The organism is Cohnella sp. WQ 127256 (assembly GCF_024519285.1).
In the GTDB taxonomy this organism is placed as follows: Bacteria; Bacillota; Bacilli; order Paenibacillales; family Paenibacillaceae; genus Cohnella.
Genome location: NZ_JAMZCY010000006.1, coordinates 101,321 through 116,650, shown reverse-complemented (window position 1 = coordinate 116,650; position 15,330 = coordinate 101,321). Strand labels below are relative to the sequence as shown.

Sequence of the window (15,330 nt, the reverse complement as noted above, 5' to 3'; positions counted from 1 at the left end):
TAAGTTGATTGACTCGCTTAGTCATTTGAATTGTTGACTTGCTTAGAAGCCGGGGAACGCAGCACCTCTATGGTGGGGCGTCCCGGCCCTTCTTTGTATATATGGGCATACGAGCGAGTGCCCGGACCGATGTTCTGTAAGTATTTTCAGCAGTCGGACGTTGACTCCGTGTTGACTTCGGGGCATAAAAAATACATCGCCGGAGCGTGAGAGCCACAGGGCGATGTATTCATTGAGCAATTACTGCTATCCTTGGTGCTGTTCCTCTTCATCCCCGGTTGCTATCGGGTTATCTTGCCAAGTAATCCAATCGCTCCAATTCGATTCATAGCACGCTGCGCCGTCTATACGGTTGTCCTCTTGGGCAAGATGCTGAAATGCGGAAGACAGACTGTCTACGAATTTTAATTGTATGGCCCCCTGCCGCTGAACTTCCCTACTTGTTACAGTTTCTTTGATGGCTTCAGGCAGCACGACGACAATCCATCGCAAGTGCGGATGTTCGAGTATCGGCAGGGCTTTGAACATCGTATCAAGAGAGGCGACAGTCTGTTCGGCAATGATCCGATTATCAATCAGAATGTGAAAGGGACCCGTTGCCTCTTGCAGAGCAATGTGCGTATTTACGGCGATATCCCTGAAATCCTCAACGGTTACAAACGATTCAAAATGCGTCAATGCTAGAATATGATCTTGTATCAGCCAACCTGTTTTATAGCGCATATTTGGACTCCTTTCGTTATTCGGTCAGATGTTGATTTCTGCACTAACCTTGTGACTAAAGCAAAACAGCTTGCCGACTATATGCCCAAAGCGCCTTAACTTCTTGACCTCCAGGCAAGGGGGTAGGGAACCGCATGGGGCGATTCTGCTTCCAATGTACCCCCGAATGCTTCTCTAAGATCAGCCGACCTAGGTATGCGCTACCTTTGGCTATTGGCTTGCCTAATACCCGTGACAACAATCGGATCGGTAACGTTGCCTCCCTGAACAGGTTTGTTCGAACCATTCCCGGATAGCAGGTATGCACGCGCAGTTGCGGATGTTGCTTGGCGAGTTCGGAAGCATAGAGATCGACTGCAAGCGCCGCCTTGAACGCGGCTTGTAGACCAGCATGGGATTCAGCCCAAGCGGTCGAAGCATTCTTGTGGCCGCCATTGCCTCCTACCATGACGATGCATCCGCCGGGAACGATTTTGTTCTGCTGAAGGAGCAACTGCGATAAAGCGAATTTACTTAAAAAATTCGTTGCGAATGTCGTCTCCAACCCTTCATCGGTCAAACGGGTCTCTTTGCTGGTAGATATTCCTCCTGCACACAGCGCTAACGCATCAATCGGTTCTTCGAGTTGTTCCGCTAATTTACGTACATCCGACATCTTGGATAAATCCGCATAGAGATAGTCCGCGCCCAGCTCGGCGGCAAGCTTCACGCCTTGCGTTCGATTACGACCGACGATCGTTACCTTGCATCCGCGTTCCGCTGCTAAACGCGCCGTCCCGTAACCGATTCCGCTTGTTCCTCCCGTAACTACAATTCGCATAATATCCCCCCCATTAACTAGGATCCTAGCTATAAAACAATCCTCTTTCATCCTTGTCCTTAACTGCATCCCATTGCACTCACCTCCTTTCAGAACGTTAGGATGCTAGCTATATAGGCAGCTAAACGACCCTTTATTAATAAAATTCCTTATCGCCTAGATTCTTGGCGACGCGTTGCAGCCATTGCCCCAGCAAATCTCTCTCGGCTTGCGTGAACCCTTTAAGCATTTCATTCTCGAATTCATGAATGAGATCAACCAGCTTAACGAACACTTCGTTGCCCTGCTTCGTGAGCGTGACAACGTTAGCCCTTCCATCCGTATGACTAGGTTTACGCGAAATGTATGACCGATCCTCCAGCTTATCTAAAATTCCGGTTAATGTAGCGGACGTAATCCCGCTATGGTGCTGGAGCTTCTGCTGCTCTAATCCTCCGGATTGAGACAGATAGCCTAGGATCTCGAATTGCGAGGTCGTCAGATTAAACTTGCTTAACCGCACGTCAAGCTCTTTACGCATAATAATATAGGTTCTTTTCAAATATAGGATCGATTGAGACATGCAGTATGGCTCCATTCTTAGGTCATTTCGATATCGTTAGCATCCTAATTATATTCTAAGTATTTCCAGGATGTCAATCTCAGTTGTGTCTGACATGATGGCCTTAATCAGTGCTTCGCATTTTGCAATACCTCCTCAAATGATTTCAGCGAAATACACTTAATCCAACTGTTGACCTTACGTTGACCACCCTCATTAACAGCTAAAATTGTTGACTTCAAGTTAGTGGATCCGGGATCCGTACCGCTTAGGTGGGGCATTGCCGGCCCATTATTTGTCTGTACAGCGCATTGTGAAGCATACGAGCACGTGTTTGGCCCGAATCACTCTGTAAATATTTTCATGAATGGATTGTTTACTCCGTGTTGATTTCGGGGCTTAAAAATACATCACCTGGGCATACGACCCATCTGGCGATGTATTCTACGATTCAATACTGCTATGCGTCCTTCAACTCTTACTCTTCCCCCACAACAACCGCATTCCCCTCATAACTAATCCAATCACTCCAGCTGTCTATTTGTGTTCATTACCGAGACTCACAATATTACTCCAATCCTGACCACCCTAACAAGTTCCAATAATTCAAATAAAGAAGAAATGCGAGTTGTAACATGATAAGGAACATTCGGCCCGAACTACGTAGGATACCCAAAACTCTCCGCTCTGATTGAGGTTTCCATTTGCGCCATTCATTCACCCATCGCATAAGTTCGATAGCCAAGAGCAGCGCCGCAATTATGGGGAGACTGAGAACAACCTTCATGCTCTGCCCAATAATAACTCCTAAATTGTTTGCATTATTGAATATAACAATGATTCCTGCACAGAAAACCATATAGATTCCGCATACGATACCTGGAATTGAGCGCCACATGGATCGATATCGAAAGCTTCCAATCATCCAGACCAATATCCCCAGAACGAATAACAATGCAAATCCAATGATTATGATCCCATGAAGCTGTTCATCTTCGTACCATGCAATTCGCCGAAAATCAGCAGCCGGACTACCTGAAAATTGCAAAAATTCTCCGTCTCTATCCTTGTAGGAAGAAAATGAGTTGTCTCCGAGCACATTTCGCCACAGGCCGTTCCTATCGTAAGTATAGGTTTCGGGATTTCCCATTCCGCTGGCGGTAATAGAGCCATCTTCGTTCGCTGTAACGGTTATTCTAATATTTTGCGATAGCGTTGCAATCTTATAGACCGATTGGGAAATATGTCGATTAATAATATACCGTCCCGCCAAATCTACCGCAGGCTGAGCTTCGAATGATGAAGTTTGCCCGCTATCGGGGGCGGTTGCAGCTACTGTCCATGGCATAAAGCGGTTCAAAAATAATCTCATTAGCTCGGTAGGCAAACCGGGGTCACCATCCCCGTTGACGGCAACGAAGACACCTGTTTTCATCTCGGGGATCAGCCACAAGATACTATGCCATCCGGGAAGGTCTCCGCCATGCCATATGATCTGCGCCCCGTCGCTCCCTTCTTTGATAAAGAAGCCGTATCCCATACCGCCGAGCAAAGGATTGAATGAGCTTTGAAGAGACATCATCTCAGCCTTGGTATCGGCATTCAAAATCCGATCCCCCACGGTCTTGCCTTCTTGCAGAAACGACATCATGAACTTTCCCATGTCGGAAGCCGTCGCGAACAACCCACCGGCAGGTATATACGCCGGTTTGAGATTCCATTCCTGTATCGGCTGACCAGCTGCACCGTATGGGACCGCCAAATGAGAGATGATTTCTGGCTTCGGTTGGAAGCTGCTGTTGTCCATCTGCAAAGGATGCAGTATATGTTCATCGATATATTGTGTGAACGGAACGCCGGATTGTCTTTGAACGATATACCCTGCGAGGCTCATCCCGAAATTGCTGTAGCTTTTGACAGAACCCGGATCTCTTAGAATAGGAGGGATGTAGATGTTCTTGAAGTCCCCCAAATCCGCATCGGGAGAGGGAGGCCAATTCTCGTTGCCAATTTGCACCGTTTCATCAAATCCTGCAGTATGCGTAAGCAGATGAGCCAACTCGATCGGGTGATCTTTGCGATTAGGTATGCGAAAAGGAAGATACTTGTTAATATCTTCGTCCAATCGAATTTCCCCTTGTTCCACTAATTGCATAATAGCCGATGAGGTAAACAGTTTGGAGATCGAACCGACTCGGTACTCGGTCGAATCGGGATTTGCTTTGAGCTTATGCTCTTTGTCAGCATACCCATAGCCTTGTGAAAACAACACACCTTCGCTGTTTACCGCAATGATCACAGCCCCCGGAGCCTTGTCTAATTTCCCATCCATATATCCATCGAAAAAGGCAGACAACTCTTTCGTATTCCATTCCGTAGGATTTGCGCTTGTTCTTGGGGTATAACCTAAGAAGAGGCTCATGATGAACAACAATATGACAGCCATTCGAATCCGACCCGCGTTATCCTTTCCAACCAACTTTTATCCCTCCCGTCGACTTCGTTTGTATTTTACCATTTTATGTATCTATTGTATTGCGCATATCGCATATATTGATGCCTTTTGATAACTTCGAACGGAAATTGCTTGCTTCTATGCACATTCTTACGGAATCGTATATATCGCAATAATGGTGGACATCCTTCGGGACCTACATTTTGTCCGCTTGCATTGCTCAATGCTAAACTCATAATAAACATGCCGATCACAGCGGCCGGAACTTTGGCGGCTTTATACATTCGGTTAAAGGTGTTGATTTAATGTTGATCGGTTCATCTAATTCATTTGTATTGTTGACCTGCAAAAGACGTCGATTTGCGGCACCTCTATGTGGGGGAAAACTGGCTTCTTTGTATACATGGACATAGGAACGTGTATTCGTTTCGACCCGTTAAGAAAGTATTTTCAGGAACCGCTTGTTGACTCCGTGTTGACTTCTCGGCATAAAAAATACATCGCCAGGGTCTATGGCCCGTATGACGATGTATTCATCGAGAAAGTACTGTTATACGTCTTCCGTCTTCTCTTCATCCCCGACGGCTATCGGGTTATCGTGCCAAGTAATCCAATCGCTCCAGCTACCCGCATATAGCTTCACATTAGTGAAGCCAGCTTCCTGAAGAGCCAGAACGTTCGGTGTAGCCGAGATGCCTGAGCCACAATAGACGATGATTTCGTCTGAGGCCCCCACAGAAGCGAATTGCTCGCGCAGCTGCTCGGGTGACTTCCATAAACCATCCTCCGTCAACCCATCCTTCCAGAAGATGTTCACGGCACCTGGAATGTGACCCGCAATCGGATCGAATGGCGCTTCTAAGCCAAGGTACTGATTGGCATCACGGGAATCGATAAGCGCCGGCCCACCGTCACTACGACTCGACGCGAGACGCACTTCATCCACGCCCACGAGCAACTCCGGATGAGGAGCCGCATCAAACGTACGTCGCTCGTACTCCGGCAATGCTTGAGAAATGGGCAGACCAGCAGCCGTCCAAGCACGATATCCACCATCTAGGACATAAACGTTATCGTTGCCCAAATACTTCAACACCCACCATAACCGAGAAGCGGCCGGCCCGTTGATATCTTCATAGACAACAACGTCGGTCGAGCGGTCGATGCCGAGCCCACCGAATATATCAGCTAGCCTTTCGGGTGTTGGGAGCGGACTCCGTCCACCGTGCTCTCCCGCGGGATCTGTCAGATCTGCCTTGAAGTTTACGAAAACTGCGCCAGGCAGATGACCTTGCTCATAAGCACTACGACCATAATCCGCATCCTTCGGGGAGAAACGTACATCAGCGATGACAATCCGCTGACCCGATTGCTGTCGGGATCTCAACCATTCCACACTAACGATATTAGATGATGACATGGTTCACATGCTCCTCACGTTAAATAATAAATTCTAGATTTTCCTGCGTCTTCACTTCGTGAATAGCAGCATAGATGTCGTTCTGGATCTTTAGCAGCTCGATGTCATCTCGCTTGCGCGGATGCTTGTTCGGCACCCGGAATATTTTGTTAATCCGGCCCGGTCTTGGCGACAACAACACGACCCGATCGCCCAAGAACACCGCCTCAGATACATCATGGGTCACGAAGACGACCGTCTTCTTCTCTGCTTCCCAAATTCTCAACAGATCATCCTGCAGCTGCAGCCGAGTCAGATGGTCGACCGCCCCGAAGGGCTCGTCCATGAGTAGCACTTCCGGACTGTTGGCCAGAGCGCGGGCAAGGCCCGCCCGCTGCTTCATGCCACCAGACAAGTGATGGGGATACTTATTCTCGAAGCCTTGCAGCCCGACCATGTCCAAATATTTTTGAGCAGCTAATTTCCTCTCGACCTTGTTCTTATGCCGAAGCTCCAAACCGAGCTCAACATTCTGCATCACCGTCCGCCAAGGGTAGAGTGAAGGATCCTGAAAAACAACTCCCCGCTCAATGCCCGGTCCTTGTAGCTTCTTCCCCTCAAACCAGATTTCCCCTGACGTAGGCAGCTGCAAGCCAGCCAATATTTCGAGCAAGGTGCTCTTGCCACAACCGCTAGGGCCCAGAATACTTAGAAATTCTCCATCTTCTATCGTTAGATCGATGTCCACCAGAGTTTCGGTAGGAGTCGTCCCCCCGTACACTTTAGAAACTCCGTTAATTAAGAAGCCCGCCATAGGAACACCTCGCTGTTCAACTTACTTTTTCGGAATAAAACGTAGATCAAGTACTTGCTCAGTATCATAAATTTGGTCTTGGAATCCAAGATCCACTTGGATTTGCTGTGTCTCTTTCAACGAATCCAGATTCACATCCGGATTGTTCTCCCACAGTACGCTTTCACGCTCGAATGCCAGGTCGACCGCTTTTTCATCCACTTTGACGTTCTTTAAGAAATAGGCTCTATACTCGTCGTGGTGACTTTTCGCATATTCCTGGGACTTGAAGTAGGCACGTAGAAGCTTCTCTATGAGCTCCGGCTTCTCCTCGATGAAATCCTTCCGAGACGCCAGTACACCTGTGTGGAAGTTCGGTAGATAGTCCCAGCCTTTAGCCAGAATCTTACCTTTTCCTTCTAATTCAACCAAAGAAGCAAATGGCTCGTGAATAATCGTCGCATCCACTTGGCCTGAGGTAAAGCTTGCATACGCTGCTTCTTGTGCGCCGTTAGCTACATAAGATACATCGTCCTTGCTAAGTCCGTGCTTCTTCAGAATCACTTGGGTATACGCGTCTAACCCACTGCCGAATGAGCCTGCACCAACGGTTTTGCCTTTCAGATCTTCAACGCTATTAATACTAGGAGCAGCAATGAGATAAAATGGACCTTTCGTACGGAATAAGGAAGAGACGATTTTAATTGGAGCCCCTTTACCCGCGGCAACTATCGCAGTAGTCGTAGGCATGTCAGCAATATCCACGTCCTTGCTCACTAATCCTTCGACTGCATTTTTAGTTGAAATAAACTCTACATCGAGCCCTTCTTCTTCAAAGAAGCCTTGCTCCGCGCCGAATCGAACGGCTAACCCACTGATTCCACTTAAAGGTGCATATCTGATTTTCTGTAGCTCTTTGCCACTTACAGCCGAAGCGGATGGCGAAGCTCCCTTCGCCTCACTATTTCCTTTGCTATTGGAATTGCCAGAGCATCCTGACAACAAAATTACAGCAGCAAGACTTACGATTCCTATACCTGTCCAACTTTTCTTTCTCATCGGTTGTTCCCCCTTGGGTTTCTTAATGATAAATTAGGATGATTTCCACTTCAGGACGATCTTTTTCTCAAATAAGTCAATTAACGCAATGATAAGTACAGAGACGATCGTAACAATCGTAATAATCGCGAAAGCTTTGGTCGTATCGTACAGAGAAGTTGCCTGAACGAGTAGATTGCCAAGACCATCCTTGGAAGCAATCATTTCCCCGAATAACGCACCGACCAAGCCTGTAGCTGCTGATAAACGCAATGCCACGAAGATGGTGGGCGCCGCAGACGGCAAAATCACTTTAATAATCGTCTGAAGCTTGGTTGCCTCGAATACACGTGCTACCTTGAGGTGATTATCCGCTGTCTGCTTAATCCCAGTAATCGTATTGAATGCAATAGTAAAGAAGCAAAACAGGAATACAATCGCAATTTTGTTGGATAACCCTATTCCGAGCCATAACATAAGCATTGGGATAATGGTCACTTTAGGAACTGCAAGCAGCGCGGAGAGAAAGGGCTTGAAGAAGGTTTCCGCCCGCGGAATAAGGACGAGAAACATGCCTGTTCCAATTCCAGCCGCCGCGGAGAGCACGTATCCGACAAGGAATTCCCAAAGCGTGACAGACAGATGGTGAAAAATCTCACCCTCCGCAAATAATCGAATGATCTCCTTAATAACTAAGGTTGGCCGCGACAAATATAAGCTGCCCACGATTTCTGCACTGACGATATATTCGATAGCTCCAAGGATAAGCAGCAATAACGCAATTTGACCGGAAATCATGCGCCAATTATAGTGAGCCGTTGTCTTGTTGCCCATACATTTCCCCTCGTTTCCCACGTTGCCTCAAGCGGCTGCCTTAATGAACAGCGCCTTGCAATGTGGCGCTCTTAGCGAACTGATTATCCGGACGAGATAAGCCGAAGTGCTCGCGGAACGTGCTACCCTCATACTCCGTGCGGAACAATCCACGGCGTTGAAGCACCGGCACAACCAAATCTACGAATAGATCCAGTCCATCGTGCATGTAAGGAGGGCAAATATTGAATCCGTCAGCAGCCTCTTGCACGAACCATTCCTCCATCTGATCGGCAACTTGTTCAGGATCACCGATGATGAGGAGATGGCCTCTCGCCGTTGCAGCGAAGTAGTAGAACAGCTCACGGACCGAGATGTCTTTATATCCAGAAGCCTGCTCAGCAAGCCCAACCAGCGCTTTGACTTTTTCGCTCGGTAGAGTGGATAGCGATAAGTCCGGAAGTGGACCATCCAGCGGATAACTGCTCAAGTCAATGCCAATCCGATTGGACAGAGCCGTGATATTGAAATCTGTAACGAGCAGCTGGCTGAGCTCGAAATATTTGGCGCGAGCTTCTTCTTCTGTTCGTCCAACAAGCGGAACAAGCCCCGGCATAATAAACAGTTCATTCGGTTCACGCCCATGTTTGTTCAGCTTTCCTTTGATCCCTGCATAGAATTTCTTAGCTTCTTCGATCAGAATCTCGCCTGTGAAGATTGCACTGGAGAATTGAGCACCTAGCTCTTGGCTCCGTTCGGAGGTGCCTGCGGATAGCAATGGAATTTGCCCTTGCGGGGGTCTAGCTACATTAAGCGGTCCAGCAACAGAGAATTGATCGCCTACATGGTTAATGGCATGTACCTTGCTCTTATCCACGTACTCCCCGGTTTCTTTGTCACGTATGAACGCATCATCTTCCCAGGTATCCCAAAGCTTCTTAACAACGCCCACGAATTCATCTGCGTAATCATAGCGTTTCGCATTGTCCCAATGCTTCTCACGGCTAAAGTTCAACGCCGCACGCTGGTCTGCTCCTGTTACGACATTCCACGCTAACCGCCCTTTGCTCAAATAATCGAGCGATGCCGTCATGCGAGCGACATGATACGGCTCTGCATATGTTGTATTCACCGTCACGATTAAGCCGATTTTCTTCGTGATCGCCGCTAAGTAAGAGAGCATGGTGAATGGCTCCAATCGAACCATTTGAGATGGGAATGAATACTGCTCGTCCGCACCGGACGCCAATCTATCTCCTAAGAAGAAGAAATCGAACTTCGCTTCCTCTAGCTTGGTAACGACTCTTTCCAGAAACTGTGGATCAAACGCCCCGTCTGTGACTGCCTCTGGCAGCCTCCATCCGGCTGGGTGGTACCCTGTTGAAAATAAAAATAAACCGAGATGTAGCTGACGTTTTTGGCTCATTGTGTTTTCCCCCTATTGAATATGAATGCTCTACTGTGTGTATGGTTGTTAAATCGTAAGACCGATGCTCCGCGATACCTCATCAATGTGTGAAAGCTCTTCCTGTGTCAGGCGTTGGTCTACATACCGTAGGGAATCCTGAATCTGTTCTACTTTAGACACTCCAAGAATGGCTGAGGAGATGTACGAATGACTGAGCACCCAGGATAAGGCGAACTGCGCGAGTGTCCAACCGCGTGCTTCGGCAAGCGGGCGAATCGCATCAACGAGAGAGAAAGCTGGGTTTGAATGAAGCAGCTGCTCCAGCTTCTTTTCTCCAGCAGCGAGTCTAGACTCGGCCGGCGGCGCTTCACCTGCGCTATATTTGCCTGTCAGAATCCCTCTACCTAGCGGGCTATAAGTAATGATCCCGATATTGTCCGCTTCTGCCAGCGGAACAACCTCTCGCTCAATGCCCCTGGTAATTAAGCTGTACTCCGGCTGGATGCTCTCAAAGCGATGAAGACCATGAACAGCGCTCACTCCATGTGCTTTAGCTAACTGCCAAGCTGCGTAGTTGGAGCAGCCCAGATAGCGGATCTTTCCTTCCTTAACCAGATCATCCAGAGCCCGAAGGGTCTCTTCGATCGGGGTCGTTGGATCAAAGCCATGAATCTGATAAAGATCAATATGGTCCGTCTGCAGCCGTCTAAGGCTATTCTCTAATGCCCGATAAATATGGTAGCGACTTTGCCCCGCATCATTAATGCCTTTGCCTACCTTGGCATTGAACTTCGTCGCGAGCACAATATCGTTTCTTCGCGTCTTAAGCGTGCGGCCAAGGATAGCTTCGGATTCTCCAAAAAGGGAGAAGTCTCCGTTGTCCATTCCTCTGCCGTAAACATCGGCGGTATCGATGACGTTAATTCCGGCTTCCAATGCAGCATTTAACACTTCCTCTGAAGCCTTCTCATCAATCCACCGCCCGAAAGCCATCGTACCCAAGCTAACCTCGGACACCTTCAATCCTGTTCTCCCTAATTTGCGATATTGCATGTTCTCGCACACCCCTTCTAGTTGATAAAAATGGATTAAAATAAAACAGCCGGAAAGACGCCTAACTTGCAAGCGCCTCTCCGGCTGTCCGGTAGAGTCTCGTATTTTATTAATATTACTTTTCCGATAGATTAACTAGGATAATATCATCTCTTATCCGATTTGGCAATAGGAAAAAACCGGACACTCTCCTTCTGGAGAATGCCCGGCCCGCCTGTCTTCTCCTTCAACGCATCATCCACGTGGAGGCAAAGGTCCAAAATATTGATAATACGTGCACTCAATCTGGCCGTTAAAGAGCTTGCGCTTCTTGTCTGCCTTACGACCAAATGTCGTTTCGAACGTTTTGTCCGGCGTAATGATGAAATGGGACCAGTTGTGCAACTGCTTAGCTGCTTTCCCTAATTGCTTTGTGAGTAAATCTACCTCTGACAATGTCCCGATACGCTCTCCGTAAGGTGGATTCGTGATGATGCATCCGTAATCGCCTTCTGGGCGGATGTCTGCTACAGGGATCATATTCAACTTAATTTCCTTCATCAATCCCGCATTTCTTACGTTCGATAGAGCAGCCTTGATGGCTTCACCGTCAATATCACTACCAACAATGTTCATAGGCGTATCTTCCTTCATCAGGTCGAAGGCTTCCTCTCTCGCCTCCTCCCATATTTCCGGTGTCATGTTCGCCCAGTCTTCGGAGTTAAATTTACGGTGAAGTCCTGGCGCGATATTCAGACCGATTAGAGCAGCTTCGATGAGTATCGTTCCAGATCCGCAGAACGGATCGTACAGCGGACGCTCTGGACGCCATCTACTTAGCAGGATCATCGCGGCAGCAAGCGATTCGCGTAAAGGAGCTTGAATCGTATCAATACGATACCCCCGCTTATGCAATCCCGCTCCAGTCGTATCAAGCGTTAACGTTGCAACGTCATTAAGCAGCGTGACTTCCGCGACATAACGTGCCCCAGTCTCCTGAAACCACTCGGTGTTGTATTTTTGCTTCATTTTCTCCACGATAGCCTTCTTAACGATGCCTTGGCAGGCGGGCACGCTACTCAGCTGTGACTTATGTGAGCGCCCGTCCACCGGGAATTCCCCGTCCTCTGGAATCCAGTCAGGCCATGCTAATGCTTTTGTTCCCTCGAATAGCTCATCAAATGTGCGCGCTTCGAATTCACCCATCTTAATGAGGATACGACCAGCGGTTCTCAGCCACATGTTGGTTATACATATATCTTTCTCAGTACCATAGAACGTTACACGCCCGTTTTCCACAAGTTGATCCTCGTAGCCTAGATTTTTGAGCTCTCTGGAGAGCACAGCTTCAAGGCCCATTGGAGTTGTTGCGATTAATTCATATTTAGACATCAGCAGGATCACTCATTTCTTGTACTTATTTCGTGGGTATCTAAACCCAGTCATTCACTTTCCCTATAGTATACAAGTTAACCCTCAACTACGCGAAAACAATTAAAGTTCCAGATCTATTTTCATTGCTATTTTAACATAATGAAAGACAAGGCAAAATTAATAGGAATGAGCCCGGCATAGCACCGAGCTCATTCCTATTAAATAACCGATAAATTGGATATACCATACGAGTTGTGTGTACTATAGATTCTGTTCCGTTATTCCCGATACAGGGTCGAACGTAAGCATTTTGGTCGCTATTTTATCGATGAAAAATCGATCATGGCTTACCGTAACCACGGCACCAGGGAAGTGAATGAGCGCCTGCTCCATGACCTGAATGCTTGTCAGATCAAGGTGATTGGTAGGCTCGTCTAATATAATTACAGTTGCTCCGGAGAGAAGACACTTGGCTAGCGCCACCCTGGCTTGCTGTCCACCAGATAAATTGCCAATCGTTTTACTCAGATCCGCTTCCGAGAATTGCAGCATCGATAGAAATTTGTTCACTTTTTTCCGTGGCGCATGGAGTCCAAGCCCTGAAATATTGACCGCGTGGCTAACGGTATCCTTCAGATCTAGCTCATCCCACATCCGGTTGAAATACGCGTAGCTGACACCCTTCTCCCAAGTCACTTCACCGGATTCTGGCTTTTCTTGTCCCGTAATCACCTTAATGAGTGTAGATTTCCCGCTTCCATTCGGGCCCACGATAGCGATTCGATCTTCTTTCTGAATATCGAAGCTGACGTTCTGGAAGATCGTCCGTTCGCCGTACATCTGTCCGATCTTCTTCACTTCACATAGCTTATCTGGAAAACGTAAATTTTCATAAATGTCAGTAATCAACACGTTCACAGGATGAGGCTCAACCCGCTTCTTCATATCCGTCAGCTTGCGTGCGATTCGGTCCTTCGAGGACTTCTTGCTCGCGCGGCTATCAATAGCTTCGGATTCCATAATGAGAAGCTCTTCCTCCCATTCGAACTGGCGGTCCAATTCTTTCTTCCGCAGCTTCTTCTTCCGTATGTAATCGGTATAGTTACCTTCATATTCTTGAAAATGATAGTTCTCAATTTCAATGACTTGGGTAACGACCCTATCTATAAACTGCCGATCATGCGACACCAGAAGCATTGCCCCATTGAAACGGTGGAGCCACTGCTCTAACCACACCAGACCTTCCATATCCAGAAAGTTAGTCGGCTCATCGAGCAAGACGACATCCGGTAGCTCAATTAGCATCTTGGCGAGTGCGGCACGGTTCCTCCAGCCTCCAGATAATTCATCAACAGGCTGATTACGAGACCGTTCATCGAACCCCAGCTTGGATAGCACCGTGTCGATCTCGACGGATACATTCCAGCCATCCAAATGCTCCATCTGTTCGAACAGCTCCGCTTGCCGCGTTAACAGCTGATCCATCTCATCATTATCGGTAACTTGGCCTAGCTTCTCCCCAACTTCATTTAGCTCTTGCTCGATAAGCTTAACCTGCTCAAAGCACAATTCTAACTCCTGCTGAACAGACAAGCCTCCGCGCATTTCAGAGAATTGTGAGAAATAACCTATTTTAACGGTAGGGTCTACTTCCACTTTGCCCGACGTTGGTTCTTCTTTACCCATGATCAGCTTGAAAACCGTCGATTTACCGGCACCATTCCGCCCAATAAGACCGATCCGCTCCCCCTTGCTCACGCGAAAATAAATATCACGAAATATCAGAGTATCCTCGTATTTCTTCGTTACATTTTCCAATCGTATTACGCTCATACCATCACCCTTCTCGTTTTAAAACTCAACCCCACGAACTTTAGAAAACATGAGGGTGTCTCTTAATAAGCCTTCTAGTTCTATATCAAGAAAATGTCATCGTGATTTCTCCCTTGCCGTCCGAACAGACCACCTCGGCGAAAGCACCATTAATCAATGTCATTTGCGGAGGAACATGACCAATATCTACATTATAAAGGACTGGGATGTTCAGGGGGACAAATATCTTCTGCAACGCATCCGTTAATTCAAAGTTCTTGCAGGGGGAGTACCCTGCTGCTCTACCAATGAGGACACCGTTCGTATTGTTAAACCAACCGCATTGCCTCATTTGCCACAAATGTCTGTAGATATCGGCGGCGTTCATCTCACAGCTTTCCAAATACCAGATCATACCGCTATCTTGGCAGTAGTCTTCGGAAAATTGCTCTACCGGAGCGAATTCCGTTCCTATCAGTATAGATATCGTATCCATACAGCCCCCAATTAGCCTACCGCTAAATTGTTCACTGATCCTATCTCCAAGAATCTCCCATCTAGTTGGAGTGTCTTGCCCATTTCCCCATGACGAACGATATTGCGAAGATGAGGTTTGAGTGACTCGTTGTCCCTGCTGGGTCCTGAGTACCTCTAACCATTTGACTGTCGTATCGTCCACTTTATCGGGACCGATATCAACATAACCGGGGCCATGAGCGGTCGCATATCCCGTTAACAACGTATAAGCGAATAATAATGTGCTTATATCCGAATATCCAACAATCCAGTTGGGTTGTTGATTTTTCAACCCCTCCCAATTAATCAAGGGAAGTAGCTCCATTAGAAATTCCCCTCCCCACGGAGGAATAATCGCTTTTACACGATCATCCAACAAATAGGATTCCAACTCGCGGACTCTAGCCTCTTTACTGGTGCTGACACATTTGTCGTTGGTCCAAATCGTTTCGCCTTCGACGATGGTGAAGCCGAGCTTCTCAAGATTCGCCTTGGATCTCGTTAATAAATGATGCAAGTCAGACTCAAGTCCACTGGACGGTGCAGTTATCGCAATCGTATCGCCTTGTTGCAGGGGTTCGGGATAAATGATTTTCCGCATTCGGC

The 15,330-nt window shown here is 47.6% G+C and carries 13 protein-coding genes; all 13 read right to left on the bottom strand.

Annotation, left to right across the window (positions count from 1 at the left end):
- Positions 1 to 246 precede the first annotated feature (246 nt).
- Positions 247 to 723 (bottom strand): hypothetical protein, encoded by a 477-nt coding sequence (locus M1K58_RS19015; RefSeq protein WP_256760457.1) that lies wholly within the window; start codon positions 721 to 723, stop codon positions 247 to 249.
- A gap of 55 nt (positions 724 to 778) precedes the next feature.
- Positions 779 to 1,543 carry an SDR family NAD(P)-dependent oxidoreductase gene (locus tag M1K58_RS19010; RefSeq protein WP_256760456.1) on the bottom strand — a complete coding sequence of 255 codons (765 nt, stop codon included), beginning with the start codon at positions 1,541 to 1,543 and terminating at the stop codon, positions 779 to 781.
- A 136-nt stretch (positions 1,544 to 1,679) separates the two neighbouring features.
- Complete coding sequence (locus M1K58_RS19005) at positions 1,680 to 2,105, bottom strand: MarR family winged helix-turn-helix transcriptional regulator (RefSeq protein WP_256760455.1); 426 nt, start codon at positions 2,103 to 2,105, stop codon at positions 1,680 to 1,682.
- 547 nt (positions 2,106 to 2,652) lie between these two features.
- Entirely contained in the window at positions 2,653 to 4,563 is a 1,911-nt protein-coding gene (locus tag M1K58_RS19000; RefSeq protein WP_256760454.1) for a serine hydrolase, read from the bottom strand.
- A gap of 526 nt (positions 4,564 to 5,089) precedes the next feature.
- On the bottom strand, positions 5,090 to 5,959 hold the full coding sequence (locus M1K58_RS18995; RefSeq protein ID WP_256760453.1) for a sulfurtransferase: 870 nt from the start codon (positions 5,957 to 5,959) through the stop codon (positions 5,090 to 5,092).
- 19 nt (positions 5,960 to 5,978) lie between these two features.
- Positions 5,979 to 6,752, bottom strand: coding sequence for an ABC transporter ATP-binding protein (locus M1K58_RS18990; protein ID WP_256760452.1), 774 nt, complete (start codon positions 6,750 to 6,752; stop codon positions 5,979 to 5,981).
- A 21-nt stretch (positions 6,753 to 6,773) separates the two neighbouring features.
- A complete protein-coding gene (locus tag M1K58_RS18985; RefSeq protein WP_256760451.1) occupies positions 6,774 to 7,790 on the bottom strand; it encodes an ABC transporter substrate-binding protein in 1,017 nt (338 codons plus the stop codon).
- Positions 7,791 to 7,823: 33 nt separating this feature from the next.
- Entirely contained in the window at positions 7,824 to 8,603 is a 780-nt protein-coding gene (locus M1K58_RS18980; protein ID WP_256760450.1) for an ABC transporter permease, read from the bottom strand.
- A 40-nt stretch (positions 8,604 to 8,643) separates the two neighbouring features.
- Positions 8,644 to 10,008: an LLM class flavin-dependent oxidoreductase gene (locus M1K58_RS18975; RefSeq protein WP_256760449.1), complete on the bottom strand. Its 1,365-nt coding sequence runs from the start codon at positions 10,006 to 10,008 to the stop codon at positions 8,644 to 8,646.
- Positions 10,009 to 10,056: 48 nt separating this feature from the next.
- Positions 10,057 to 11,043, bottom strand: coding sequence for an aldo/keto reductase (locus tag M1K58_RS18970; RefSeq protein WP_256760448.1), 987 nt, complete (start codon positions 11,041 to 11,043; stop codon positions 10,057 to 10,059).
- Between the two features lie 234 nt (positions 11,044 to 11,277).
- Positions 11,278 to 12,414 (bottom strand): THUMP domain-containing class I SAM-dependent RNA methyltransferase, encoded by a 1,137-nt coding sequence (locus M1K58_RS18965; RefSeq protein ID WP_256760447.1) that lies wholly within the window; start codon positions 12,412 to 12,414, stop codon positions 11,278 to 11,280.
- Positions 12,415 to 12,657: 243 nt separating this feature from the next.
- Positions 12,658 to 14,229 (bottom strand): ABC-F family ATP-binding cassette domain-containing protein, encoded by a 1,572-nt coding sequence (locus M1K58_RS18960; RefSeq protein ID WP_256760446.1) that lies wholly within the window; start codon positions 14,227 to 14,229, stop codon positions 12,658 to 12,660.
- A gap of 85 nt (positions 14,230 to 14,314) precedes the next feature.
- Positions 14,315 to 15,325, bottom strand: a complete 1,011-nt coding sequence (locus M1K58_RS18955; protein ID WP_256760445.1) for a S66 family peptidase — start codon at positions 15,323 to 15,325, stop codon at positions 14,315 to 14,317.
- Between the last annotated feature and the right edge of the window lie 5 nt (positions 15,326 to 15,330).